Here is a 22,392-nt window from a genome sequence, read left to right as displayed (position 1 = left end):
GGTTGGCCTTTTTGTAGCGCGCATAGGGTGAAGTTCAGCTGCTTTTGTAAGTTCCTACACCCGATCAGAAATCCAGGTTAGACACCGCCAAAGCATTGCTCTCGATGAAGTCACGGCGAGGCTCGACCGCATCACCCATCAGGGTGTTGAAGATCTGGTCTGCGCCAATGGCGTCTTCGATGGTCACGCGCAGCATACGGCGCTGAGCGGGGTCCATGGTGGTTTCCCACAGTTGATCCGGGTTCATCTCGCCCAGACCTTTGTAGCGCTGGATGGTGTGACGCTTGGTGCTTTCGGCCATCAGCCAGTCAAGGGCTTCCTTGAATTCCCTGACCTGCTTCTTGCGTTCGCCACGTTGGATATAAGCGCCGTCGTCCAGCAGGGTGCTCAGTTGTGCGCCCAGGGTGACCACGGTTTTGTAGTCGTTGCTGCCGAAGAAGTCGCGGTTGAAGGTGACGTAGTTGGACAGGCCGTGGGAGATCAATTCGACCTCGGGCAGCCACACGTTACGTTCACGGTCTTCGCGCAGGCTGGCTTTGTACACCAGGCCGGATTTCTCGACGGTGCGCAGACGCACTTCGTACTGGGCCAGCCAATCCTGCATCGCTGCGTGATCGCCCAACTGCTCCAGGCTCACGGCCGGCAGGTAGATGAAGTGCTCGGTCAGTTCCTGAGGGTACAGGCGCGACAGACGCTTGAGCGTCTTCATGACCATGCGGAAGTCGTTGACCAGACGCTCCAGCGCCTCACCGGAAATGCCCGGTGCTTCTTCGTTCAAGTGCAGGCTGGCGTCTTCCAGGGCCGACTGCGTCATGTACTCTTCCATGGCGTCGTCGTCTTTGATGTATTGCTCTTGCTTGCCCTTTTTGACTTTGTACAACGGCGGCTGGGCGATGTAGATGTAGCCGCGCTCGATCAGCTCCGGCAACTGACGGAAGAAGAAGGTCAGCAGCAGGGTACGGATGTGCGAACCGTCGACGTCAGCATCGGTCATGATGATGATGTTGTGATAGCGCAGCTTGTCGATGTTGTATTCGTCGCGGCCGATACCGCAGCCCAACGCCGTGATCAAGGTGCCGACTTCCTGGGAGGAAATCATCTTGTCGAAGCGTGCTTTCTCGACGTTGAGGATCTTACCCTTCAACGGCAGGATGGCCTGGGTGCGACGGTTACGGCCCTGCTTGGCGGAACCGCCAGCAGAGTCACCTTCCACCAGGTACAGCTCGGAGAGGGCAGGGTCCTTCTCCTGGCAGTCAGCCAGTTTGCCCGGCAGGCCGGCGATGTCCAGCGCGCCTTTGCGGCGGGTCATCTCACGGGCTTTACGCGCGGCTTCACGGGCACGCGCTGCGTCGATCATCTTGCCGACAACCAGCTTGGCTTCGTTCGGGTTTTCCAGCAGGAAGTCGGAGAAGTACTTGCCCATCTCCTGTTCCACGGCGGTCTTCACTTCGGAAGACACCAGCTTGTCTTTGGTCTGGGAGCTGAACTTAGGGTCCGGTACTTTCACCGAAATAATCGCAGTCAGACCTTCACGCGCATCGTCACCGGTGGTGGCAACTTTGTGCTTCTTGGCCAGGCCTTCGGCTTCGATGTAGGTGTTCAGGTTACGCGTCAGCGCGGAACGGAAACCCACCAGGTGAGTACCGCCGTCGCGCTGCGGAATGTTGTTGGTGAAGCACAACAGGTTCTCGTTGAAGCTGTCGTTCCACTGCAGGGCGATTTCCACGCCGATGCCGTCTTCACGCTGGACGTTGAAGTGGAACACCTGGTTGACCGGAGTCTTGTTGGTGTTCAGGTATTCAACGAACGCACGCAGGCCGCCTTCGTACTTGAACAGCTCTTCCTTGCCGCTGCGCTCATCCTTGAGGACGATGCCGACACCGGAGTTGAGGAAGGACAGTTCACGAATCCGCTTGGCCAGAATGTCCCAGCTGAAGTGGATGTTCTTGAAGGTTTCGTCAGAAGGACGGAAGTGAATCTGGGTACCGGTAGTTTCGCTTTCGCCAACAACCTTCATCGGTTCCTGCGGAACACCGTGAACGTAGGTCTGCTCCCAAATCTTGCCGCTGCGACGCACGGTCAGCACCAGCAATTCGGAGAGGGCGTTTACTACGGAAACACCTACGCCGTGCAAACCACCGGATACTTTGTACGAGTTGTCGTCGAACTTACCGCCAGCGTGGAGCACGGTCATGATGACCTCTGCCGCCGAAACGCCTTCTTCTTTATGCACGTCTACCGGAATGCCACGACCGTTGTCGCGCACGGTGATGGACTCATCCGGGTGAATGATAATGCTGATGTCGTCGCAGTGACCGGCGAGAGCTTCGTCGATGGAGTTGTCGACCACCTCGAACACCATGTGGTGCAGACCGCTACCATCATCGGTGTCGCCAATGTACATACCGGGACGTTTGCGTACGGCATCCAAACCTTTCAGCACTTTAATGCTGGTCGAGTCGTACGTGTTTTCTTCGCTCATGCCTTCACTCCCGATGGTCGTGGGTCTGGGTGATACGGCCTTGTTCCACGTGGAACAAAGCGACTGGCGTTTCCGTCTGCCAGCCTTCCCTCAATAATTCGTGGTCTACACAGGTGATAAACACCTGGCAGCGTAAGTCTTCCAACAAGCGGCATAACGCTCGGCGGTGTTGCTCGTCGAGTTCTGACGGCAAATCATCCACCAGATAAATACATTGACCGCGCCGGACCTGGCTAACCAAATGCCCTTGGGCGATACGCAATGCACATACCACCAGCTTCTGCTGGCCGCGGGACAAGATATCCGCGGCATTATGTGCGCCTAACCTAAGACGCAAATCAGCGCGCTGGGGGCCGGCCTGGGTGTGGCCGATTTGCTGATCCCGCTGCAAGGACGTGGCGAGCACTGCACTCAGTTCACGCTCTTTGTCCCAACCGCGGTAGTAGCTCAGCGTCAGCCCTTCGAGGTCCAACAACTCACTCAAGGTCTGCTCAAAGACTGGTTTCAAGGCTTTGATATAGGCGCGGCGGTATTCATCTATTTCGTCGCTGGCCAGGCACAGTTCCCGGTCCCAGGCTGCTTGCGACGCGGCGTCAAGTGTACCATGCCGCAGCCATGAGTTCCGCTGCCGCAAGGCCTTCTGCAGGCGCTGCCAAGTGGCCATGAAGCGCGGTTCCACGTGGAACACTCCCCAATCGAGGAACTGCCGACGGATTTTCGGCGCGCCTTCGAGCAAACGGAAACTGTCGGGGTTGATCAGTTGCAGCGGCAGGATTTCCGCCAACTGCGCCGCGCTGCGAGCATTTTGCCCGTCGATGCGGATCTGAAACTCGCCCCCGCGATCACGGGATATCCCCAGGCTGCTATGGCCACCTTCAGCCAACTCGACCTGGCCAAACACCGTACACGCCAGTTGTTCGTACTGAATCACCGGCAACAGGCGGGCACTGCGGAAAGATCGGGCAAGCCCCAACAAATGGATGGCTTCCAGCACGCTGGTTTTGCCACTGCCGTTGGCGCCGTGGAGGATATTGATGCGGGGGGAGGGGGAGAAGGTCACCGGGTGCAGATTGCGCACCGCGGTGACCGAGACGCGACTGAGGGACATCTAGCTTCTGCTGAGCATGATTACAGACGCATCGGCATAACAACGTAAGCCGAGTCATCGTTGTCGGATTCTTGCACCAGCGCACTGCTGTTGGAGTCGGACAGAATCAGGCGAACCTGTTCGGTGGTCATCACACCCAGCACGTCGAGCAAGTAGCTCACGTTGAAGCCGATTTCCAGCGAACCGCCGTTGTAGTCGACGCCCACTTCTTCTTCCGCTTCTTCCTGTTCCGGGTTGTTGGCCTGGATTTTCAGTTGGCCGTTGGCCAATTGCAGGCGAATACCCCGGTACTTTTCGTTGGACAGAATCGCAGTACGGCTGAACGCCTCACGCAGGGCCTGACGATCACCGACCACCAGCTTGTCGCCACCCTTAGGCAGTACACGCTCGTAATCCGGGAACTTGCCGTCAACCAGCTTGGAGGTGAAGGTGAACTCGCCGGTGGTGGCGCGGATGTGATGCTGGCCCAGGACGATGCTGACGATACCGTCCGGCTCGGTGAGCAGACGCGCCAGTTCAAGGATACCTTTGCGCGGCACGATCACCTGATGACGGTCCGGCTGACCGATATCGGCCTTCATCGAACACATGGCCAGGCGGTGACCGTCGGTGGCCACGGCGCGAATAATGCCTTCCGACACTTCCAGCAACATACCGTTGAGGTAATAGCGCACGTCCTGCTGGGCCATGGCGAAGCTGGTGCGCTCGATCAAACGACGCAGTTTGCTTTGCTCCAGGCTGCAGGTCAGCGAACCCGGGCCTTCTTCCACAGTCGGGAAGTCATTGGCCGGCAACGTCGACAAGGTGAAGCGACTGCGGCCGGCCTTGACCACCAGCTTCTGCTCATCGACCTTGATGTCGATCAGCGCGTCGTTGGGCAAGCTTTTGCAGATATCCATCAGCTTGCGCGCGGGCACGGTGATCTCGCCAGGTTCAGCGGGCTCTTCCAGCTGAACGCGACCCACCAGTTCGACTTCCAGGTCGGTGCCGGTCAAGGACAATTGCTGGCCCTCGACAACCAGCAATACGTTGGAAAGCACCGGCAAGGTCTGTCGGCGCTCGACGACGCCTGCGACCAGTTGCAGGGGTTTCAACAGGGCTTCGCGTTGAATGGTGAAGTGCATGGTCTAGTCCCTTGCCTTAATAAGCTGCGCTGGTGTCATCAAGTAGTCAGTGTACGCAGCAGGTTCTTGTAGTCCTCGCGAATATCCGCGTCGGATTCCTTAAGCTCGTTGATCTTGCGGCATGCGTGCAAGACCGTGGTGTGGTCGCGACCACCGAAGACATCGCCGATTTCCGGCAGGCTGTGGTTGGTCAACTCCTTGGAGAGTGCCATGGCCACCTGACGCGGACGTGCCACCGAGCGCGAACGGCGCTTGGACAGCAGATCGGAAATCTTGATCTTGTAGTACTCGGCCACGGTGCGTTGGATGTTATCCACACTCACCAGTTTGTCCTGCAGAGCCAGCAGGTCTTTCAGGGATTCGCGAATCAGCTCGATGGTGATGTCGCGGCCCATGAAGTGCGAGTGCGCGATGACCCGCTTGAGCGCGCCTTCCAGCTCACGCACGTTGGAGCGAATGCGTTGGGCGATGAAGAACGCGGCGTCGTGGGGCAGATCGACTTTGGCCTGATCGGCCTTTTTCATCAGGATCGCCACGCGGGTTTCCAGCTCCGGTGGCTCGACCGCCACGGTCAGGCCCCAGCCGAAGCGCGACTTCAAGCGTTCTTCCAGGCCTTCGATTTCCTTCGGGTAGCGGTCGCTGGTCAAGATGACCTGCTGGCCGCCTTCGAGCAGGGCGTTGAAGGTGTGGAAAAACTCTTCCTGGGAACGTTCCTTGCGCGCGAAGAATTGAATGTCATCGATCAGCAAGGCATCCACGGAACGGTAGAACCGCTTGAACTCGTTGATAGCGTTGAGCTGCAGGGCCTTGACCATGTCAGCCACGAAGCGCTCCGAGTGCAGGTACACGACCTTGGCATTCGGGTTCTTCTTTAATAGATGGTTACCCACCGCGTGCATCAAGTGCGTCTTACCCAGGCCAACGCCACCATAAAGGAACAGCGGGTTGTAACCGTGCTTGGGGTTGTCGGCGACTTGCCAGGCGGCCGCGCGGGCCAGCTGGTTGGATTTACCCTCGACGAAGTTCTCAAAGGTAAAGGTGCGGTTCAGGTAGCTGGTGTGCTTGAGCGCGCCTTCGACCTGCACGGTGCGCTGCTCGGCGCGAACCGGTGCTTGCTGGGAACTGGCACCCGCCATCGGATCGAAGCTGTCGCGGGACGGCTCTTCATTGGCCGGCGCGTTTTTCTGGGCCGATGATTTCGAAGGCGTCGGCGCGGGAGCCGGCGCGTGGTTGACCGGAGCCGTCACCGCCTGGGCTTGCGACGCGGCAGCCGCCAATGGCGCATTCGGCGCAGCGCGAGGCGCGGAGCTACGTTTGCTGCCTATTAATAAGGAGAGCACGGGCGCGAGGCCGTTGCCATGTTCATCGAGCAATTCGAGAACGCGGCTCAGGTACTTCTCGTTGACCCAGTCGAGAACAAAACGGTTGGGTGCGTAGACGCGCAACTCGTCGCCTTCGGCTTCGACCTGTAGCGGACGGATCCAGGTGTTGAATTGCTGGGCAGGCAGCTCATCGCGCAAAAGCTCTACGCACTGCTGCCAAAGTTCCACTGACACGGATATCCCCTAAGTTGAAAGCCGGTGAGGCAAAAACAGCCGCCATTGTAGCGGTCGGCCGCCCACTTATCCACATGTAGGTTGCGCACAGGCCAGCCAAAATCAACGCCTTAACGTGAATAAAGGCGACCAATGGTCTGTGCATAAGCTCTGTGGATAAGCGCCCCTGAGCTCGTTGCACAAGTGGGGTCGAAAGTCTGTGGGTAACTGGCCTGTGGATAACAACCCATTCCACCCACAGCTTATCCGACAGCGCAGCACAGGCAGAGCACCGTTTCTCCCCCGTGTTGTCATTCTCTGTACATCACGTGGAATAAGGCCTTAAGGCAGTTATCCACAGAGGAATGCCTGCCTAGCTTTTATAAGCTTTACAGAAAAGCTTTAAATAACTTCCTTCTTTATTTTTATATCTATGGCATTGCCCTTGGAAGCTCGCTGGACAAAAAAGGGCGGATTGCCTGTAAAGATCTAATTGAAGGAAAAGCTGGTTGGAAATTGACCTAGAGGCTTGCTTTCTCTAGAATCGCCGGTCTCTTAAAACGGGGGCCATTCCGGCCCGTTGTGGACGAACCAGGTAACAACGCCATGAAACGTACTTTCCAACCAAGCACCATCAAACGCGCCCGTACCCACGGCTTCCGTGCTCGCATGGCTACCAAGAACGGCCGTGCTGTCCTGTCGCGTCGCCGCGCCAAAGGTCGTGCGCGTCTGGCAGTTTGATAATCCGGTACTGGTGGTGAGTCAGGACTTCAGTCGGGAAAAGCGTCTGCTTACCCCCCGGCACTTCAAGGCAGTCTTTGACTCCCCCACCGGCAAGGTTCCGGGGAAAAATCTCCTGCTCCTTGCGCGTAACAACGATCTGGATCACCCCCGTCTCGGGTTGGTGATCGGCAAGAAGAGCGTAAAGCTCTCCGTTGAGCGCAATCGCCTCAAGCGTCTGATGCGCGAATCGTTTCGCCTCCACCAGGACACTCTGGTTGGTTGGGATATTGTTATCGTCGCGCGCAAAGGCCTGGGGGACGTAGAAAACCCCGAATTGATTCAGCATTTCGGCAAGCTCTGGAAACGTCTGGCGCGTACCAACAAACCAGCACCAGCAGTCAGCACCGAAACTGTAGGGGTAGACAGCCTTGATGCGTAAACTGGCACTCGTTCCGATCCAGTTTTACCGCTATGCCATTAGTCCTCTGATGGCCAACCACTGTCGTTTCTACCCCAGTTGTTCCTGCTACGCGTTAGAGGCCATAGAAAATCATGGTCTTCTGCGCGGTGGCTGGCTGACCTTTCGTCGTTTAGGTCGCTGTCATCCGTGGAATCCCGGTGGTTATGACCCGGTTCCACCTATCCCTACCTCCCGTTCTTCTTCGATGGCCGAGTAATCATGGATATTAAACGCACGATCCTGATCGTCGCCCTGGCAATCGTGTCCTACGTCATGGTTCTTAAGTGGAACCAGGACTACGGCCAAGCTGCCCTGCCGACTCAGAATGTTGCTGCCAATCAGGCTGCGCCGGCTATTCCGGACACCCCGCTGGGTAACAATGCGTCCGCGAGTGCCGATGTTCCCAGCGCGAATGGCGAGACAAGCGCCCCTGTAGAAACGCCAGTTGTCACCAATAAAGACCTCATCCATGTGAAAACGGATGTGCTCGACCTGGCTATCGATCCACAAGGTGGTGATATCGCGCAGCTGAAACTGCCGCTGTATCCACGTCGCCAAGACCATCCGGATGTTCCGTTCCAGCTGTTCGATAACGGCGGCGAACGCGTTTATCTGGCACAAAGCGGCCTGACCGGCACCAACGGTCCGGATGCGCGTGCTACCGGTCGTCCGGTTTATTCGACCGAACAGAAGACTTATCAACTGGCTGACGGCCAGAACCAGTTGAACGTCGACCTGAAATTCAGCCTCGACGGCGTCAATTACATCAAACGCTTCAGCTTCACCCGCGGTTTGTACGACTTGAAGGTCACTTACCTGATCGACAACGAAAGCGGCAAAGCGTGGAGCGGCAACCTGTTTGCCCAGCTCAAGCGTGATGGCAGCGCCGATCCTTCTTCCAGCACTGCCACCGGCACCGCGACTTACCTGGGCGCCGCCCTGTGGACAAGTAACGAGCCGTACAAAAAAGTGTCGATGAAAGATATCGACAAGGGCGCGCTGAAAGAAACCGTCCAAGGTGGTTGGGTTGCCTGGTTGCAACACTACTTCGTGACCGCGTGGATCCCGAACAAGGGTGAAGCCAACCTGGTTCAGACCCGCAAGGACAGCCAGGGCAACTACATCATCGGCTTTACTGGCCCGACGTTGACCGTTGCTCCAGGCGCCAAGGCTGAAACCACCGCGACCCTGTACGCCGGCCCGAAAAGCCAGGCAGTGCTCAAAGAGTTATCCCCAGGTCTGGAACTGACTGTGGATTACGGCATCCTGTGGTTCATTGCCCAGCCGATCTTCTGGCTGCTGCAACATATCCACAGCATCGTCGGCAACTGGGGCTTCTCGATCATCTTCCTGACGATGCTGATCAAGGGGATCTTCTTCCCACTGTCGGCCGCCAGCTACAAGTCGATGGCGCGCATGCGTGCCGTGGCCCCGAAACTGGCCGCGCTGAAAGAACAACATGGCGACGACCGGCAGAAAATGTCGCAGGCCATGATGGAGCTGTACAAGAAAGAGAAGATCAACCCGCTGGGTGGATGCTTGCCGATTCTGGTGCAGATGCCGGTATTCCTGTCGCTGTACTGGGTACTCCTGGAAAGCGTGGAAATGCGCCAGGCACCGTTCATGCTGTGGATAACTGACCTGTCGATCAAAGACCCGTTCTTTATCCTGCCGATCATCATGGGCGCGACCATGTTCATCCAGCAGCGCCTGAACCCGACTCCGCCGGATCCGATGCAGGCCAAGGTAATGAAAATGATGCCAATCATCTTCACCTTCTTCTTCCTGTGGTTCCCGGCTGGTCTGGTGCTGTACTGGGTGGTCAACAACGTGTTGTCGATCTCTCAACAGTGGTACATCACACGTAAGATCGAAGCGGCTACCAAAAAAGCCGCGGCGTAACTTACTCTGTGGATAACCACTCAAGACGCCCCCTAGTGGGGCGTTTTGCTTTCCGTCACTTTTGTTCTGGAACCTGCTGATGAGCGCTCCTCGTGAAACCATCGCTGCTGTCGCTACCGCCCAAGGTCGCGGCGGTGTCGGTATCGTTCGAATTTCCGGGCCGCTCGCCGGTATGGCCGCCAAGGCCATCAGCGGTCGTGAGTTGAAACCGCGCTACGCCCATTACGGCGCGTTTCTGGATGCGGATAACCAGGTGCTGGACGAAGGCCTGGCCCTCTATTTCCCGGGGCCGAATTCCTTTACCGGTGAAGACGTCCTTGAATTGCAGGGTCACGGCGGCCCCGTCGTGCTGGATATGCTGCTGCAGCGCTGCCTGCAACTGGGCTGTCGCCTGGCCCGGCCGGGAGAATTCAGCGAGCGTGCATTCCTCAACGACAAACTCGACTTGGCCCAGGCCGAAGCCATTGCCGATTTGATCGAGGCCAGTTCTGCACAGGCGGCGCGCAACGCCTTGCGCTCACTGCAGGGCGCGTTTTCCCTGCGCGTGCATAACTTGACCGAGCAACTGATCAGCCTGCGCATCTATGTGGAGGCGGCGATTGATTTTCCGGAAGAAGAAATCGACTTCCTCGCCGATGGCCATGTGTTGGCGATGCTGGATAAAGTCCGCGACGAGTTATCCACAGTACTGCGCGAAGCCGGGCAGGGCGCGTTGTTGCGCGACGGCATGACCGTGGTGATTGCCGGGCGCCCCAATGCGGGCAAATCCAGCCTGCTCAATGCCCTGGCCGGCCGTGAAGCGGCGATCGTCACCGAGATTGCCGGCACCACCCGGGATATCCTGCGCGAACATATCCACATCGACGGCATGCCGCTGCACGTCGTCGATACGGCCGGGCTGCGTGACACCGACGACCAGGTGGAAAAGATCGGCGTGGAACGCGCCCTCAAGGCCATCGGCGAAGCCGACCGTGTGCTGCTGGTGGTAGACGCCACTGCGCCCGAGGCGGTGGACCCTTTTGCCCTGTGGCCGGAATTCCTCGAGCAACGGCCCGACCCGGCCAAAGTCACCTTGATCCGCAACAAGGCCGACCTGACCGGCGAAGCCATTGCCATGGAGACCAGCGAGGATGGCCACGTCACGATCAGCCTGAGTGCCAAGTCGGCCGGGGATGGCCTGGAGTTGCTGCGCGAACACCTCAAAGCCTGCATGGGCTATGAGCAGACGTCGGAAAGCAGCTTCAGCGCCCGTCGCAGGCACCTGGAGGCGCTGCGCCATGCCAGCGCGGCCCTGGAGCATGGTCGGGCGCAGCTGACCTTGGCAGGCGCCGGTGAGCTGCTGGCTGAGGATTTACGCCAGGCGCAGCAGCTATTGGGCGAGATCACCGGGGCATTCAGCTCGGATGACCTGCTGGGGCGGATCTTTTCCAGCTTCTGTATCGGTAAATAGACCTTCGTTGTCCACAGACAGGCCATTCGTGCCTGTCTGTTTCTCTTGTTTCAGCCGATTTCCTCTCTTTCTGCACTCCTGAGCCAGCCATTGGTGGCCTCACCGTGGGCGCGATTTGCGTTGGCGCAGCAATTTCTGTGGATTAAGCCCTGTGAATAACCGCGCCTGTGCCCGGTTGATAACAGGGCTTGAAACCTGAGCGAAAACCCCTCTGTGGATAACCGCCTGTTTAATCCACAGGCTTAAAGCACTTATCCACGCCGCTCATGGACACATGACCACAGACTTTTGAATCTCTGTACATTACGTAAATAAAGGGCTGTAGCAATCTATCCACAGAAATTAGGCTCAGTATAAATAAACATAAAAACAAAGATTTAATATCTTTCTCTCTTTTAATTTCTATTGTCTGTGATTCATCCACAGCTGGTTAAATTTTGTGCAAAGGGTTCTTTAGGAAGGGCTAAGTCCCTATACTGGCCGCCAAAGCTCTAAAACCAGCTCAATCAATCAATTCCTAATTACCTACATAAGCAGGCACGAGGTGCGTGGTGGATTTCCCTTCCCGTTTTGAAGTGATCGTCATCGGCGGCGGTCATGCCGGTACCGAGGCAGCACTGGCCTCAGCACGCATGGGTGCAAAAACCCTGTTGCTGACGCACAACGTGGAAACCCTTGGTGCCATGAGTTGCAACCCTGCCATTGGCGGCATCGGCAAAAGCCATCTGGTCAAGGAAATCGATGCCCTTGGCGGCGCGATGGCCATGGCCACCGACAAAGGGGGTATTCAATTTCGTGTGCTGAACAGCCGCAAAGGCCCAGCCGTGCGTGCGACCCGGGCACAAGCCGACCGCATCCTGTACAAGGCGGCGGTACGCGAAACCCTGGAAAACCAGGCGAACCTGTGGATATTTCAACAGGCAGCCGATGACCTGATCGTCGAACAAGACCAGGTCCGCGGTGTTGTTACCCAGATGGGCCTGCGTTTCTTCGCTGAATCCGTGGTGTTGACCACCGGCACGTTCCTCGGTGGACTTATCCACATCGGCATGCAGAACTATTCCGGTGGCCGCGCCGGCGATCCGCCGTCGATTGCCCTGGCACAACGCCTGCGCGAACTGCCGCTGCGGGTCGGTCGCCTGAAAACCGGTACGCCGCCGCGGATCGATGGGCGTTCGGTGGATTTCTCGGTGATGACCGAGCAGGCCGGCGATACGCCGATTCCGGTGATGTCGTTCATGGGTTCGAAAGAGCAGCACCCGAAACAGGTGAGCTGCTGGATTACCCACACCAATGCGCGCACCCACGAAATCATTGCCGCGAACCTCGACCGTTCGCCGATGTATTCCGGGGTGATCGAAGGCATCGGCCCGCGTTACTGCCCGTCGATCGAAGACAAGATCCACCGCTTTGCCGACAAGGAAAGCCACCAGGTCTTCATCGAGCCCGAAGGCTTGACCACTCACGAGCTGTACCCGAACGGGATTTCCACTTCCCTGCCGTTCGACGTGCAAATCCAGATCGTGCAATCGATTCGCGGCATGGAAAACGCGCACATCGTGCGTCCCGGCTACGCCATCGAGTACGACTATTTCGACCCGCGTGACCTGAAATACAGCCTGGAAACCAAAGTGATCGGCGGTCTGTTCTTCGCCGGGCAAATCAATGGCACCACCGGTTACGAAGAAGCCGGCGCCCAAGGTTTGCTGGCCGGGGCCAACGCCGCGTTGCGCGCGCAGGGCAAAGACAGCTGGTGCCCGCGTCGCGATGAAGCGTATATCGGCGTGTTGGTCGACGACCTGATCACCCTGGGTACCCAGGAACCGTACCGGATGTTCACTTCGCGAGCGGAATACCGTCTGATCCTGCGCGAAGACAACGCCGACCTGCGCCTGACCGAAAAAGGTCGCGAGTTGGGTCTGGTGGATGACGCGCGTTGGGCGGCTTTCTGCAAGAAACGCGAAAGTATCGACCTGGAAGAGCAGCGCCTGAAAAGCACCTGGGTTCGCCCGGGTACCGAGCAGGGCGACGCGATCGCCGAAAAATTCGGCACGCCGCTGACCCACGAGTACAACCTGCTGAACCTGCTGTCCCGTCCGGAAATCGACTACGCTGGTCTGATTGAAGTGACCGGCGGCGGCGCAGACGATCCGCAGGTCGCCGAACAGGTCGAGATCAAAACCAAGTACGCCGGTTATATCGATCGCCAGCAGGACGAGATCGCTCGCCTGCGCGCCAGTGAAGACACCAAGCTGCCTGTGGATATCGATTACACCGGGATTTCCGGGCTATCGAAAGAAATCCAAAGCAAGCTGGGGATAACTCGCCCGGAAACCCTGGGCCAGGCTTCACGGATCCCCGGTGTGACCCCGGCAGCCATTTCGCTGTTGATGATTCATTTGAAAAAACGCGGCGCGGGCCGTCAGTTGGAGCAAAGCGCTTGAGTTCGTTGGTCACCTCGCAACACGCCGAAGAGTTATCCACAGGAGCACGCCAGTTGGGTGTCGACCTGAGCCCCGCCCAGCACGAGTTGCTGCTCGGCTACCTGGCCCTGTTGATCAAATGGAACAAGGCTTACAACCTGACGGCGGTGCGCGACCCCGACGAAATGGTCTCGCGCCACTTGCTCGACAGCCTGAGCGTGATGCCGTTCATCGAAAACGGCCGCTGGCTCGACGTCGGCAGCGGCGGCGGGATGCCTGGCATTCCGCTCGCTATCCTGTTTCCCGAGTCGCAAGTGACCTGCCTGGACAGTAACGGCAAGAAGACCCGCTTCCTGACCCAGGTCAAACTCGAACTGAAGCTGGACAACCTGCAAGTTATCCACAGTCGCGTCGAAGCCTTCACGCCGCCGCAGCCTTTCAACGGAATTGTTTCCCGGGCTTTCAGCAGCATGGAGAATTTCAGCAACTGGACCCGCCACTTAGGCGACCGCGACACACGTTGGCTGGCAATGAAGGGCGTTCATCCAAGCGACGAGCTGTTAGCATTGCCGGCAGACTTCCACCTCGATAGCGAACACGCCTTGGCCGTACCCGGTTGCCAAGGCCAACGCCATCTGCTGATACTGCGCCGCACGGCATGATTGGGAACACAAGCAAGAATGGCTAAGGTATTCGCGATAGCGAACCAGAAAGGTGGCGTGGGTAAAACCACCACCTGCATCAACCTCGCAGCATCCCTGGTCGCGACCAAGCGCCGGGTGCTGTTGATCGATCTCGATCCACAGGGCAACGCCACCATGGGTAGCGGTGTGGATAAACACGGCCTGGAAAACTCGGTCTACGACTTGCTGATCGGCGAGTGCGACCTGGCCCAGGCCATGCACTATTCCGAACACGGCGGTTATCAACTGCTGCCGGCCAACCGCGACCTGACGGCGGCGGAAGTGGTGCTGCTGGAAATGCAGATGAAAGAAAGCCGTCTGCGCAGCGCCTTGGCGCCGATCCGCGAGAATTACGATTACATCTTGATCGACTGCCCGCCGTCGCTGTCGATGCTGACGCTCAATGCGCTGGTGGCCGCCGATGGCGTGATTATCCCCATGCAGTGCGAGTACTACGCACTGGAAGGCTTGAGCGACCTTGTGGATAACATCAAGCGCATCGCCGAACTGCTCAACCCGAACCTGCAGATCGAAGGCCTGCTGCGGACCATGTTCGATCCGCGCCTGAGCCTGATGAACGATGTGTCGGCGCAGCTCAAGGAACACTTCGGCGATCAGTTGTACGACACCGTGATCCCACGCAACATCCGCCTGGCCGAAGCGCCAAGCTATGGCATGCCCGCGCTGGCGTATGACAAGTCCTCGCGTGGCGCCATTGCCTACCTGGCATTGGCCGGCGAGATGGTTCGTCGTCAACGCCGCAACTCCCGTACCGCTGCAGCCCAGCCAACTTAAGGAAACCCCATGGCCGTCAAGAAACGAGGTCTCGGACGTGGACTGGATGCACTGCTGAGTGGTCCGACTGTCACGACCCTTGAAGAACAAGCGGTACAGGCCGACGAGCGCGAGCTGCAGCACCTGCCGCTGGACCTGATCCAGCGCGGCAAATACCAGCCGCGCCGGGACATGGACCCGCAGGCGCTGGAAGAACTGGCCAACTCGATCAAGGCCCAGGGCGTGATGCAGCCGATCGTGGTCCGCCCGATCGGCGCCGGCCGCTTTGAAATCATCGCCGGCGAACGCCGCTGGCGCGCGAGCCAACAGGCCGGCAAGGAAACCATCCCGGCGATGGTGCGCGATGTGCCGGATGAAACCGCCATCGCCATGGCGTTGATCGAGAACATCCAGCGCGAAGACCTCAATCCGATCGAAGAAGCGATCGCTTTGCAGCGTTTGCAGCAGGAATTCCAGCTGACCCAGCAACAAGTGGCCGATGCCGTGGGTAAATCCCGCGTGACCGTGTCCAACCTGCTGCGCCTGATTGCACTGCCGGAAGTCATCAAGACGATGCTTTCCCATGGCGACCTCGAAATGGGGCATGCGCGTGCTTTGCTCGGTTTACCGGAAAATCAACAGGTTGAAGGGGCGCGACACGTTGTCGCACGGGGTCTCACCGTTCGTCAGACCGAGGCCTTGGTTCGACAGTGGCTCAGTGGCAAACCTGCACCGGTCGAAGCGGTCAAAACTGATCCGGATATCGCGCGTCTCGAACAGCGCCTGGCCGAGCGCCTGGGCTCTGCGGTGCAAATTCGGCATGGCAAGAAGGGTAAAGGCCAACTGGTCATCGGCTATAACTCGCTAGATGAGCTTCAGGGTGTTCTTGCCCACATCCGCTGAAACAATTGCTTATGTAGCGTGTGATCGGAAATCACTACCTGACAGTTGAATAGGGGCAGAACCGCCCCTATACTCTGCGCGCATTTTGTCGGCACAAATTATGCCAAGTTATTGATTTCCGGCAGCCGACCATTGAGGAGCAAGAGTGGTGGAAACCCGCACGCCAAACACGTCGTCGTTCCATCGCTTGGCCGTTTTCCCGGTTCTATTGGCGCAATTTGTCATTTTGCTGATCGCCGCACTGGCGCTTTGGTATTGGCATGGAGTCGTAGCGGGATACTCGGGACTCTGCGGAGGCCTGATAGCCTTGCTGCCCAATATGTATTTTGCTCACAGGGCCTTTCGGTTTTCCGGCGCCCGAGCAGCCCAGGCCATCGTCCGGTCTTTTTATGCCGGCGAGGCGGGGAAATTGATTTTGACGGCAGTGCTGTTTGCACTGACCTTTGCAGGTGTGAAGCCATTGGCGCCGCTGGCTGTATTCAGCGTCTTCGTGTTGACCCAACTGGTCAGCTGGTTCGCTCCCCTGCTAATGAAAACAAGACTTTCGAAACCTTAGGGCGTTTGAGGCAACCATGGCAGAAACAACCGCTTCGGGCTATATCCAGCACCACTTGCAGAACCTGACCTTCGGTCAGCTTCCCAACGGCGGCTGGGGCTTCGCCCACACCGCAGCAGAAGCCAAAGAAATGGGCTTCTGGGCTTTCCACCTGGATACTCTGGGCTGGTCGGTCGCATTGGGTCTGATTTTCGTCCTGATTTTCCGCATGGCGGCAAAGAAGGCGACTTCCGGTCAACCGGGTGCCCTGCAGAACTTCGTTGAAGTATTGGTCGAATTCGTCGATGGCAGCGTGAAAGACAGCTTCCATGGCCGTAGCCCGGTGATTGCACCGCTGGCACTGACCATCTTCGTCTGGGTGTTCCTGATGAACGCCGTCGACCTGATTCCGGTCGACTGGATTCCTCAGCTGGCCATCCTGATCACTGGCGATCACCACATTCCATTCCGTGCGGTGTCCACCACTGACCCTAACGCCACCCTGGGCATGGCCCTGTCGGTGTTCGCGTTGATCATTTTCTACAGCATCAAGGTCAAGGGCATCGGCGGCTTCATCGGCGAACTGACCCTGCACCCGTTCGGCAGCAAGAACATCTTCGTTCAAGCCCTGCTGATCCCGGTGAACTTCCTGCTGGAATTCGTGACCCTGGTCGCCAAGCCGATCTCCCTGGCCTTGCGACTGTTCGGCAACATGTATGCCGGCGAGCTGGTGTTCATTCTGATCGCTGTGATGTTCGGCAGCGGTCTGCTCTGGCTTAGCGGCCTGGGCGTTGTTCTGCAGTGGGCGTGGGCTGTGTTCCACATCCTGATCATCACCCTGCAGGCGTTTATCTTCATGATGCTGACCATCGTCTACCTGTCGATGGCGCACGAAGAGAACCATTAAGGCCAGTCTCGACTAGTCTGATGTCCTTCCCGGTAAAACGGGAAGGTGGCCTGAAAGGGCTATGAAACGATTTGTTTTACCGCTTTAAAATCTAAAAAACCTAAACCATACGACGTAAAAGTCGGGAGGAAAGATGGAAACTGTAGTTGGTCTAACCGCTATCGCTGTTGCACTGTTGATCGGCCTGGGCGCCCTGGGTACTGCCATTGGTTTCGGCCTGCTTGGCGGCAAATTCCTGGAAGGCGCAGCGCGTCAGCCAGAAATGGTTCCAATGCTGCAAGTTAAAATGTTCATCGTCGCCGGCCTGCTCGACGCCGTGACCATGATCGGCGTTGGTATCGCTCTGTTCTTCACCTTCGCGAACCCCTTCGTTGGTCAACTCGCTGGCTAATCACTCGAATTTTCGAGTTGATTGGGGTGATGGACAACGAATGAGCGAGGTGTTGGCGTGAACATTAATGCAACCCTGATTGGCCAATCCGTTGCGTTCTTCATTTTTGTAGTGTTTTGCATGAAGTTCGTGTGGCCTCCGGTCATCGCGGCTTTGCACGAACGTCAGAAGAAGATCGCGGATGGTTTGGACGCTGCCAGCCGTGCAGCTCGCGACCTGGAGTTGGCCCAAGAGAAAGTGGGTCATCAACTGCGCGATGCTAAAGCACAGGCAGCTGAAATCATTGAGCAAGCCAAGAAGCGCGGCAACCAGATCGTCGAAGAGGCTGTTGAAAAAGCCCGCGTCGAAGCTGATCGTGTGAAGGCTTCGGCTCATGCCGAGATCGAACAGGAACTGAACGGCGTCAAAGACGCGCTGCGTGCCCAACTGGGTGCTCTGGCGGTCGGCGGTGCCGAGAAGATCCTCGGTGCCACAATCGATCAAAACGCGCACGCGGAGCTGGTTAATAAACTGGCTGCTGAAATTTAAGCGAGGGCGATCATGGCAGAACTGACCACGTTGGCCCGACCTTACGCTAAGGCAGCCTTCGAGCACGCCCAGGCCCACCAGCAGCTGGCCTCTTGGTCAGCCATGCTCGGCCTGGCTGCAGCAGTGTCGCAAGACGACACCATGCAGCGCGTGCTCAAGGCCCCGCGCCTGACGAGCGCAGACAAGGCCGCCACGTTTATTGACGTGTGCGGCGACAAGTTCGATGTGAAAGTGCAGAACTTCATTCACGTCGTTGCCGAAAACGACCGTCTCCCGCTTCTGCCGGAGATTGCCGCTCTGTTCGACCTGTTCAAGGCCGAGCAAGAGAAGTCGGTAGACGTTGAAGTGACCAGTGCTTTTGCATTGAACCAAGAACAGCAAGACAAACTCGCCAAGGTTCTCAGTGCACGACTCGACCGGGAAGTGCGCCTGCAAGTTGCGGAAGACAAATCCCTCATTGGGGGCATTGTCATTCGCGCCGGCGACCTGGTTATCGATGGCTCGGTTCGCGGCAAACTCGCGAGCCTTGCCGAAGCATTGAAATCTTGAGTTTGAAGGGGCAGCAGAGCAATGCAGCAACTCAATCCTTCCGAAATAAGTGAAATTATCAAGGGCCGCATCGACAAGCTCGATGTGACCTCCCAAGCCCGTAACGAAGGCACTGTCGTCAGCGTATCTGACGGCATCGTGCGGATTCACGGTCTGGCCGACGTCATGTACGGCGAGATGATCGAGTTTCCGGGCGGCGTCTACGGTATGGCCCTCAACCTGGAGCAAGACTCCGTAGGTGCCGTTGTATTGGGCGCGTACACCAGTCTGGCTGAAGGCATGAGCGCCAAGTGCACCGGCCGCATCCTGGAGGTTCCGGTTGGTAAGGAACTGCTGGGTCGCGTAGTCGACGCACTGGGTAACCCAGTTGACGGCAAAGGTCCGCTGAACAACACCGAGACCGATGCGGTCGAGAAAGTTGCTCCAGGCGTGATCTGGCGTAAGTCGGTAGACCAGCCTGTACAGACTGGCTACAAGGCTGTCGATGCCATGATCCCAGTCGGCCGTGGCCAGCGTGAGCTGATCATCGGTGACCGTCAGATCGGTAAAACCGCTCTGGCGATCGACGCGATCATCAACCAGAAGAACAGCGGCATTTTCTGCGTCTACGTAGCCATCGGTCAGAAACAATCGACCATCGCCAACGTGGTTCGCAAGCTGGAAGAAAACGGCGCCCTGGCCAACACGATCATCGTGGCTGCCAGTGCTTCGGAATCTCCTGCGCTGCAATTCCTGGCACCGTACTCCGGTTGCACCATGGGTGAATTCTTCCGCGACCGCGGTGAAGACGCGCTGATCGTTTATGACGATCTGTCCAAGCAAGCAGTGGCTTACCGCCAGATTTCCCTGCTGCTGCGCCGTCCACCAGGCCGTGAAGCCTACCCAGGCGACGTGTTCTATCTCCACTCCCGTCTGCTGGAGCGCGCATCCCGCGTTTCGGAAGAATACGTAGAGAAGTTCACCAACGGCGCAGTGACCGGCAAAACCGGTTCCCTGACCGCACTGCCGATCATCGAAACCCAGGCTGGCGACGTTTCCGCGTTCGTTCCGACCAACGTGATTTCCATCACCGACGGTCAGATCTTCCTGGAATCGGCCATGTTCAACTCGGGCATCCGCCCTGCAGTGAACGCCGGTGTTTCGGTATCCCGTGTGGGTGGTGCCGCTCAGACCAAGATCATCAAGAAGCTCTCCGGTGGTATCCGTACCGCTCTGGCTCAGTACCGTGAACTGGCGGCATTCGCCCAGTTCGCTTCTGACCTGGACGAAGCGACCCGTAAGCAACTTGAGCATGGTCAGCGCGTTACCGAGCTGATGAAGCAGAAGCAATACGCCCCGATGTCGATCGCTGACATGGCGTTGTCGCTGTATGCCGCTGAGCGTGGGTTCCTGACCGACGTTGAAATCGCCAAGGTCGGCAGCTTTGAACAAGCGCTGATTGCTTACTTCAACCGCGATCACGCCGAATTGATGGCGAAGATCAACGTGAAGGGTGACTTCAATGACGATATCGACGCTGGCATGAAAGCCGGTATCGAGAAGTTCAAGGCCACCCAAACCTGGTAAGCCGCAGCGGGAGCCGCAAGGCTCCCGCTTGCTAACCTGATAGGTGTTACATGGCAGGCGCAAAAGAGATTCGCAGTAAGATTGCGAGCATCAAAAGCACGCAAAAAATTACCAGCGCCATGGAAAAAGTGGCGGTCAGCAAAATGCGCAAGGCACAAATGCGTATGTCGGCTAGCCGTCCTTATGCGGAGCGTATCCGCCAGGTAATTGGGCATCTGGCCAACGCCAACCCGGAATACCGCCACCCGTTCATGATCGACCGCGAAGTTAAGCGTGTGGGTTATGTGGTAGTGAGCAGTGACCGTGGTTTGTGCGGTGGTTTGAATACCAACCTGTTCAAGGCCCTGGTCAAGGACATGGCGGTAAACCGCGAAAACGGCGTCGAGATCGATCTGTGTGTAGTTGGTAGCAAGGGTGCGGCCTTTTTCCGCAACTTCGGCGGTAACGTCGTTGCAGCTATCAGCCACCTGGGTGAAGAGCCGTCGATCAATGATTTGATCGGCAGTGTGAAGGTGATGCTGGATGCGTACCTGGAAGGCCGGATTGACCGCCTGTCCGTGGTATCCAACAAGTTCATCAACACCATGACCCAGCAGCCTACCGTGGAGCAATTGATTCCACTGGTGGCGACTCCGGATCAGGAACTCAAGCACCACTGGGACTACCTCTACGAACCAGACGCCAAAGAGCTGCTTGACGGCTTGATGGTGCGCTACGTGGAGTCGCAGGTGTACCAGGCGGTGGTCGAGAACAACGCAGCTGAACAAGCGGCGCGGATGATCGCGATGAAAAACGCTACCGATAACGCCGGTGATCTGATCAGCGATTTGCAGCTGATCTACAACAAGGCGCGTCAGGCTGCGATCACCCAAGAGATCTCGGAAATCGTCGGCGGCGCTGCCGCGGTTTAACGGTTCAAATATTCAGAGGATCCAGCTATGAGTAGCGGACGTATCGTTCAAATCATCGGCGCCGTTATCGACGTGGAATTTCCACGCGACAGCGTACCGAGCATCTACAACGCTTTGAAAGTACAAAGCGATGCAGGCACCACTCTGGAAGTTCAGCAGCAGCTGGGCGACGGCGTGGTTCGTACCATTGCAATGGGTTCCACCGAGGGCTTGAAGCGCGGTCTGGGTGTTCTGGACACTGGCGCTGCCATCTCCGTACCGGTCGGTAAAGCGACCCTGGGCCGGATCATGGACGTTCTGGGTAACCCGATTGACGAAGCTGGCCCGATCGACACCGAAGAGCGCTGGGGCATTCACCGTCCAGCACCTTCGTTCGCGGAACAAGCTGGCGGCAACGACCTGCTGGAAACCGGCATCAAGGTTATCGACCTGGTTTGCCCGTTCGCCAAGGGCGGTAAAGTCGGTCTGTTCGGTGGTGCCGGTGTAGGCAAGACCGTAAACATGATGGAACTGATCCGTAACATCGCCATCGAGCACAGCGGTTATTCCGTGTTCGCCGGTGTGGGTGAGCGTACTCGTGAGGGTAACGACTTCTACCACGAGATGAAGGACTCCAACGTTCTGGACAAAGTGGCACTGGTTTACGGTCAGATGAACGAGCCGCCGGGAAACCGTCTGCGCGTAGCACTGACCGGCCTGACCATGGCCGAGAAGTTCCGTGACGAAGGTAACGACGTTCTGCTGTTCGTCGACAACATCTATCGTTACACCCTGGCCGGTACTGAAGTATCCGCACTGCTGGGCCGTATGCCTTCGGCAGTAGGTTACCAGCCGACCCTGGCTGAAGAGATGGGCGTTCTGCAAGAACGTATCACTTCGACCAAGGAAGGTTCGATCACTTCGATCCAAGCGGTATACGTACCTGCGGATGACTTGACCGACCCGTCGCCAGCGACCACCTTCGCCCACTTGGACGCCACCGTCGTTCTGTCCCGTGACATCGCTTCCCTGGGTATCTACCCAGCGGTCGATCCACTCGACTCGACTTCGCGCCAGCTGGACCCGAACGTGATCGGCCAGGAGCACTACGACACCGCTCGCGGCGTTCAGTACGTGCTGCAGCGTTACAAAGAACTGAAGGACATCATTGCGATCCTGGGTATGGACGAGCTGTCGGAAACCGACAAGCAGTTGGTATCCCGCGCTCGTAAGATCCAGCGTTTCTTGTCGCAGCCGTTCTTCGTGGCTGAAGTCTTCACCGGTGCCTCGGGTAAATACGTTTCCCTGAAAGACACCATTGCTGGCTTCAAAGGCATCCTCAACGGTGACTACGACCACCTGCCAGAACAAGCGTTCTACATGGTCGGCGGCATCGAAGAAGCGATCGAGAAAGCCAAGAAACTGTAATCCCGGCGCCCGGCAACGGGCGCTCATCAGG

21 protein-coding genes are annotated in these 22,392 nt (G+C 57.7%); 17 read left to right on the top strand and 4 right to left on the bottom strand.

The window, feature by feature from the left end; translation table 11 throughout:
- Positions 1-64 precede the first annotated feature (64 nt).
- The 4 genes from gyrB to dnaA are packed head-to-tail and all read right to left on the bottom strand — an operon-like array spanning position 65 to position 6,270.
- Positions 65-2,482: a DNA topoisomerase (ATP-hydrolyzing) subunit B gene (gyrB, locus tag ACP7E3_RS03350; RefSeq protein ID WP_017848946.1), complete on the bottom strand. Its 2,418-nt coding sequence runs from the start codon at positions 2,480-2,482 to the stop codon at positions 65-67.
- Positions 2,483-2,486: 4 nt separating this feature from the next.
- Positions 2,487-3,590 carry a DNA replication/repair protein RecF gene (recF, locus tag ACP7E3_RS03345; RefSeq protein ID WP_406956329.1) on the bottom strand — a complete coding sequence of 368 codons (1,104 nt, stop codon included), beginning with the start codon at positions 3,588-3,590 and terminating at the stop codon, positions 2,487-2,489.
- Between the two features lie 20 nt (positions 3,591-3,610).
- A complete protein-coding gene (dnaN, locus tag ACP7E3_RS03340) occupies positions 3,611-4,714 on the bottom strand; it encodes a DNA polymerase III subunit beta (RefSeq protein ID WP_017848945.1) in 1,104 nt (367 codons plus the stop codon).
- Between the two features lie 38 nt (positions 4,715-4,752).
- Entirely contained in the window at positions 4,753-6,270 is a 1,518-nt protein-coding gene (gene dnaA, locus ACP7E3_RS03335) for a chromosomal replication initiator protein DnaA (protein ID WP_026140277.1), read from the bottom strand.
- A gap of 585 nt (positions 6,271-6,855) precedes the next feature.
- Here dnaA and rpmH point away from each other — a divergent pair.
- From rpmH to atpD, 17 genes are all read left to right on the top strand, one after another.
- Positions 6,856-6,990 (top strand): 50S ribosomal protein L34, encoded by a 135-nt coding sequence (gene rpmH, locus ACP7E3_RS03330; RefSeq protein WP_003213577.1) that lies wholly within the window; start codon positions 6,856-6,858, stop codon positions 6,988-6,990.
- 16 nt (positions 6,991-7,006) lie between these two features.
- A complete protein-coding gene (rnpA, locus tag ACP7E3_RS03325; RefSeq protein WP_010565857.1) occupies positions 7,007-7,411 on the top strand; it encodes a ribonuclease P protein component in 405 nt (134 codons plus the stop codon).
- Positions 7,404-7,649 carry a membrane protein insertion efficiency factor YidD gene (yidD, locus tag ACP7E3_RS03320; protein WP_003213574.1) on the top strand — a complete coding sequence of 82 codons (246 nt, stop codon included), beginning with the start codon at positions 7,404-7,406 and terminating at the stop codon, positions 7,647-7,649. Before rnpA ends, yidD begins: the two co-directional genes overlap by 8 nt.
- A 2-nt stretch (positions 7,650-7,651) precedes the next feature.
- Positions 7,652-9,334 (top strand): membrane protein insertase YidC, encoded by a 1,683-nt coding sequence (gene yidC / locus ACP7E3_RS03315; protein ID WP_426122260.1) that lies wholly within the window; start codon positions 7,652-7,654, stop codon positions 9,332-9,334.
- A 79-nt stretch (positions 9,335-9,413) separates the two neighbouring features.
- The gene (mnmE, locus tag ACP7E3_RS03310; RefSeq protein WP_017848941.1) at positions 9,414-10,784 is read left to right on the top strand and encodes a tRNA uridine-5-carboxymethylaminomethyl(34) synthesis GTPase MnmE; all 1,371 of its coding nucleotides are present in this window, start codon (positions 9,414-9,416) and stop codon (positions 10,782-10,784) included.
- A 551-nt stretch (positions 10,785-11,335) separates the two neighbouring features.
- Positions 11,336-13,228, top strand: coding sequence for a tRNA uridine-5-carboxymethylaminomethyl(34) synthesis enzyme MnmG (gene mnmG, locus ACP7E3_RS03305; RefSeq protein WP_057004955.1), 1,893 nt, complete (start codon positions 11,336-11,338; stop codon positions 13,226-13,228).
- Complete coding sequence (gene rsmG, locus ACP7E3_RS03300) at positions 13,225-13,869, top strand: 16S rRNA (guanine(527)-N(7))-methyltransferase RsmG (protein WP_026140276.1); 645 nt, start codon at positions 13,225-13,227, stop codon at positions 13,867-13,869. Before mnmG ends, rsmG begins: the two co-directional genes overlap by 4 nt.
- An 18-nt stretch (positions 13,870-13,887) precedes the next feature.
- A complete protein-coding gene (locus tag ACP7E3_RS03295) occupies positions 13,888-14,685 on the top strand; it encodes a ParA family protein (RefSeq protein ID WP_016978715.1) in 798 nt (265 codons plus the stop codon).
- A 9-nt stretch (positions 14,686-14,694) separates the two neighbouring features.
- Positions 14,695-15,567 carry a ParB/RepB/Spo0J family partition protein gene (locus ACP7E3_RS03290; RefSeq protein ID WP_017848938.1) on the top strand — a complete coding sequence of 291 codons (873 nt, stop codon included), beginning with the start codon at positions 14,695-14,697 and terminating at the stop codon, positions 15,565-15,567.
- Between the two features lie 148 nt (positions 15,568-15,715).
- Entirely contained in the window at positions 15,716-16,123 is a 408-nt protein-coding gene (locus ACP7E3_RS03285) for a F0F1 ATP synthase subunit I (protein ID WP_026140275.1), read from the top strand.
- 16 nt (positions 16,124-16,139) lie between these two features.
- Positions 16,140-17,009: a F0F1 ATP synthase subunit A gene (atpB, locus tag ACP7E3_RS03280; protein WP_017848936.1), complete on the top strand. Its 870-nt coding sequence runs from the start codon at positions 16,140-16,142 to the stop codon at positions 17,007-17,009.
- 133 nt (positions 17,010-17,142) lie between these two features.
- A complete protein-coding gene (gene atpE, locus ACP7E3_RS03275; RefSeq protein WP_002555987.1) occupies positions 17,143-17,400 on the top strand; it encodes a F0F1 ATP synthase subunit C in 258 nt (85 codons plus the stop codon).
- Positions 17,401-17,457: 57 nt separating this feature from the next.
- Positions 17,458-17,928: a F0F1 ATP synthase subunit B gene (locus ACP7E3_RS03270; protein ID WP_015886647.1), complete on the top strand. Its 471-nt coding sequence runs from the start codon at positions 17,458-17,460 to the stop codon at positions 17,926-17,928.
- A gap of 12 nt (positions 17,929-17,940) precedes the next feature.
- Positions 17,941-18,477, top strand: coding sequence for a F0F1 ATP synthase subunit delta (locus ACP7E3_RS03265; RefSeq protein WP_017848934.1), 537 nt, complete (start codon positions 17,941-17,943; stop codon positions 18,475-18,477).
- Positions 18,478-18,498: 21 nt separating this feature from the next.
- Positions 18,499-20,043 carry a F0F1 ATP synthase subunit alpha gene (atpA, locus tag ACP7E3_RS03260; protein WP_017848933.1) on the top strand — a complete coding sequence of 515 codons (1,545 nt, stop codon included), beginning with the start codon at positions 18,499-18,501 and terminating at the stop codon, positions 20,041-20,043.
- 50 nt (positions 20,044-20,093) lie between these two features.
- Positions 20,094-20,954 carry a F0F1 ATP synthase subunit gamma gene (atpG, locus tag ACP7E3_RS03255; RefSeq protein ID WP_017848932.1) on the top strand — a complete coding sequence of 287 codons (861 nt, stop codon included), beginning with the start codon at positions 20,094-20,096 and terminating at the stop codon, positions 20,952-20,954.
- A 27-nt stretch (positions 20,955-20,981) separates the two neighbouring features.
- Positions 20,982-22,361 (top strand): F0F1 ATP synthase subunit beta, encoded by a 1,380-nt coding sequence (gene atpD / locus ACP7E3_RS03250; RefSeq protein WP_010565871.1) that lies wholly within the window; start codon positions 20,982-20,984, stop codon positions 22,359-22,361.
- Positions 22,362-22,392 lie beyond the last annotated feature (31 nt).

The organism is Pseudomonas sp. PSPC2-3 (assembly GCF_049898265.1).
GTDB lineage: Bacteria > Pseudomonadota > Gammaproteobacteria > Pseudomonadales > Pseudomonadaceae > Aquipseudomonas > Aquipseudomonas veronii.
Note: the sequence above shows the minus strand (reverse complement) of the source record. Positions and strands in the feature narration are given on the sequence as shown.

Coding starts and splice junctions, on each gene's coding strand:
- ACP7E3_RS03295 (WP_016978715.1), top strand. CDS start 13,888: ATGGCTAAGGTATTCGCGATAGCGAACCAGAAAGGTGGCGTGGGTAAA.
- ACP7E3_RS03265 (WP_017848934.1), top strand. CDS start 17,941: ATGGCAGAACTGACCACGTTGGCCCGACCTTACGCTAAGGCAGCCTTC.
- yidD (WP_003213574.1), top strand. CDS start 7,404: ATGCGTAAACTGGCACTCGTTCCGATCCAGTTTTACCGCTATGCCATT.
- atpG (WP_017848932.1), top strand. CDS start 20,094: ATGGCAGGCGCAAAAGAGATTCGCAGTAAGATTGCGAGCATCAAAAGC.
- rpmH (WP_003213577.1), top strand. CDS start 6,856: ATGAAACGTACTTTCCAACCAAGCACCATCAAACGCGCCCGTACCCAC.
- recF (WP_406956329.1), bottom strand. CDS start 3,590: ATGTCCCTCAGTCGCGTCTCGGTCACCGCGGTGCGCAATCTGCACCCG.
- atpB (WP_017848936.1), top strand. CDS start 16,140: ATGGCAGAAACAACCGCTTCGGGCTATATCCAGCACCACTTGCAGAAC.
- ACP7E3_RS03290 (WP_017848938.1), top strand. CDS start 14,695: ATGGCCGTCAAGAAACGAGGTCTCGGACGTGGACTGGATGCACTGCTG.
- dnaN (WP_017848945.1), bottom strand. CDS start 4,714: ATGCACTTCACCATTCAACGCGAAGCCCTGTTGAAACCCCTGCAACTG.
- atpD (WP_010565871.1), top strand. CDS start 20,982: ATGAGTAGCGGACGTATCGTTCAAATCATCGGCGCCGTTATCGACGTG.
- yidC (WP_426122260.1), top strand. CDS start 7,652: ATGGATATTAAACGCACGATCCTGATCGTCGCCCTGGCAATCGTGTCC.
- mnmE (WP_017848941.1), top strand. CDS start 9,414: ATGAGCGCTCCTCGTGAAACCATCGCTGCTGTCGCTACCGCCCAAGGT.
- atpA (WP_017848933.1), top strand. CDS start 18,499: ATGCAGCAACTCAATCCTTCCGAAATAAGTGAAATTATCAAGGGCCGC.
- gyrB (WP_017848946.1), bottom strand. CDS start 2,482: ATGAGCGAAGAAAACACGTACGACTCGACCAGCATTAAAGTGCTGAAA.
- atpE (WP_002555987.1), top strand. CDS start 17,143: ATGGAAACTGTAGTTGGTCTAACCGCTATCGCTGTTGCACTGTTGATC.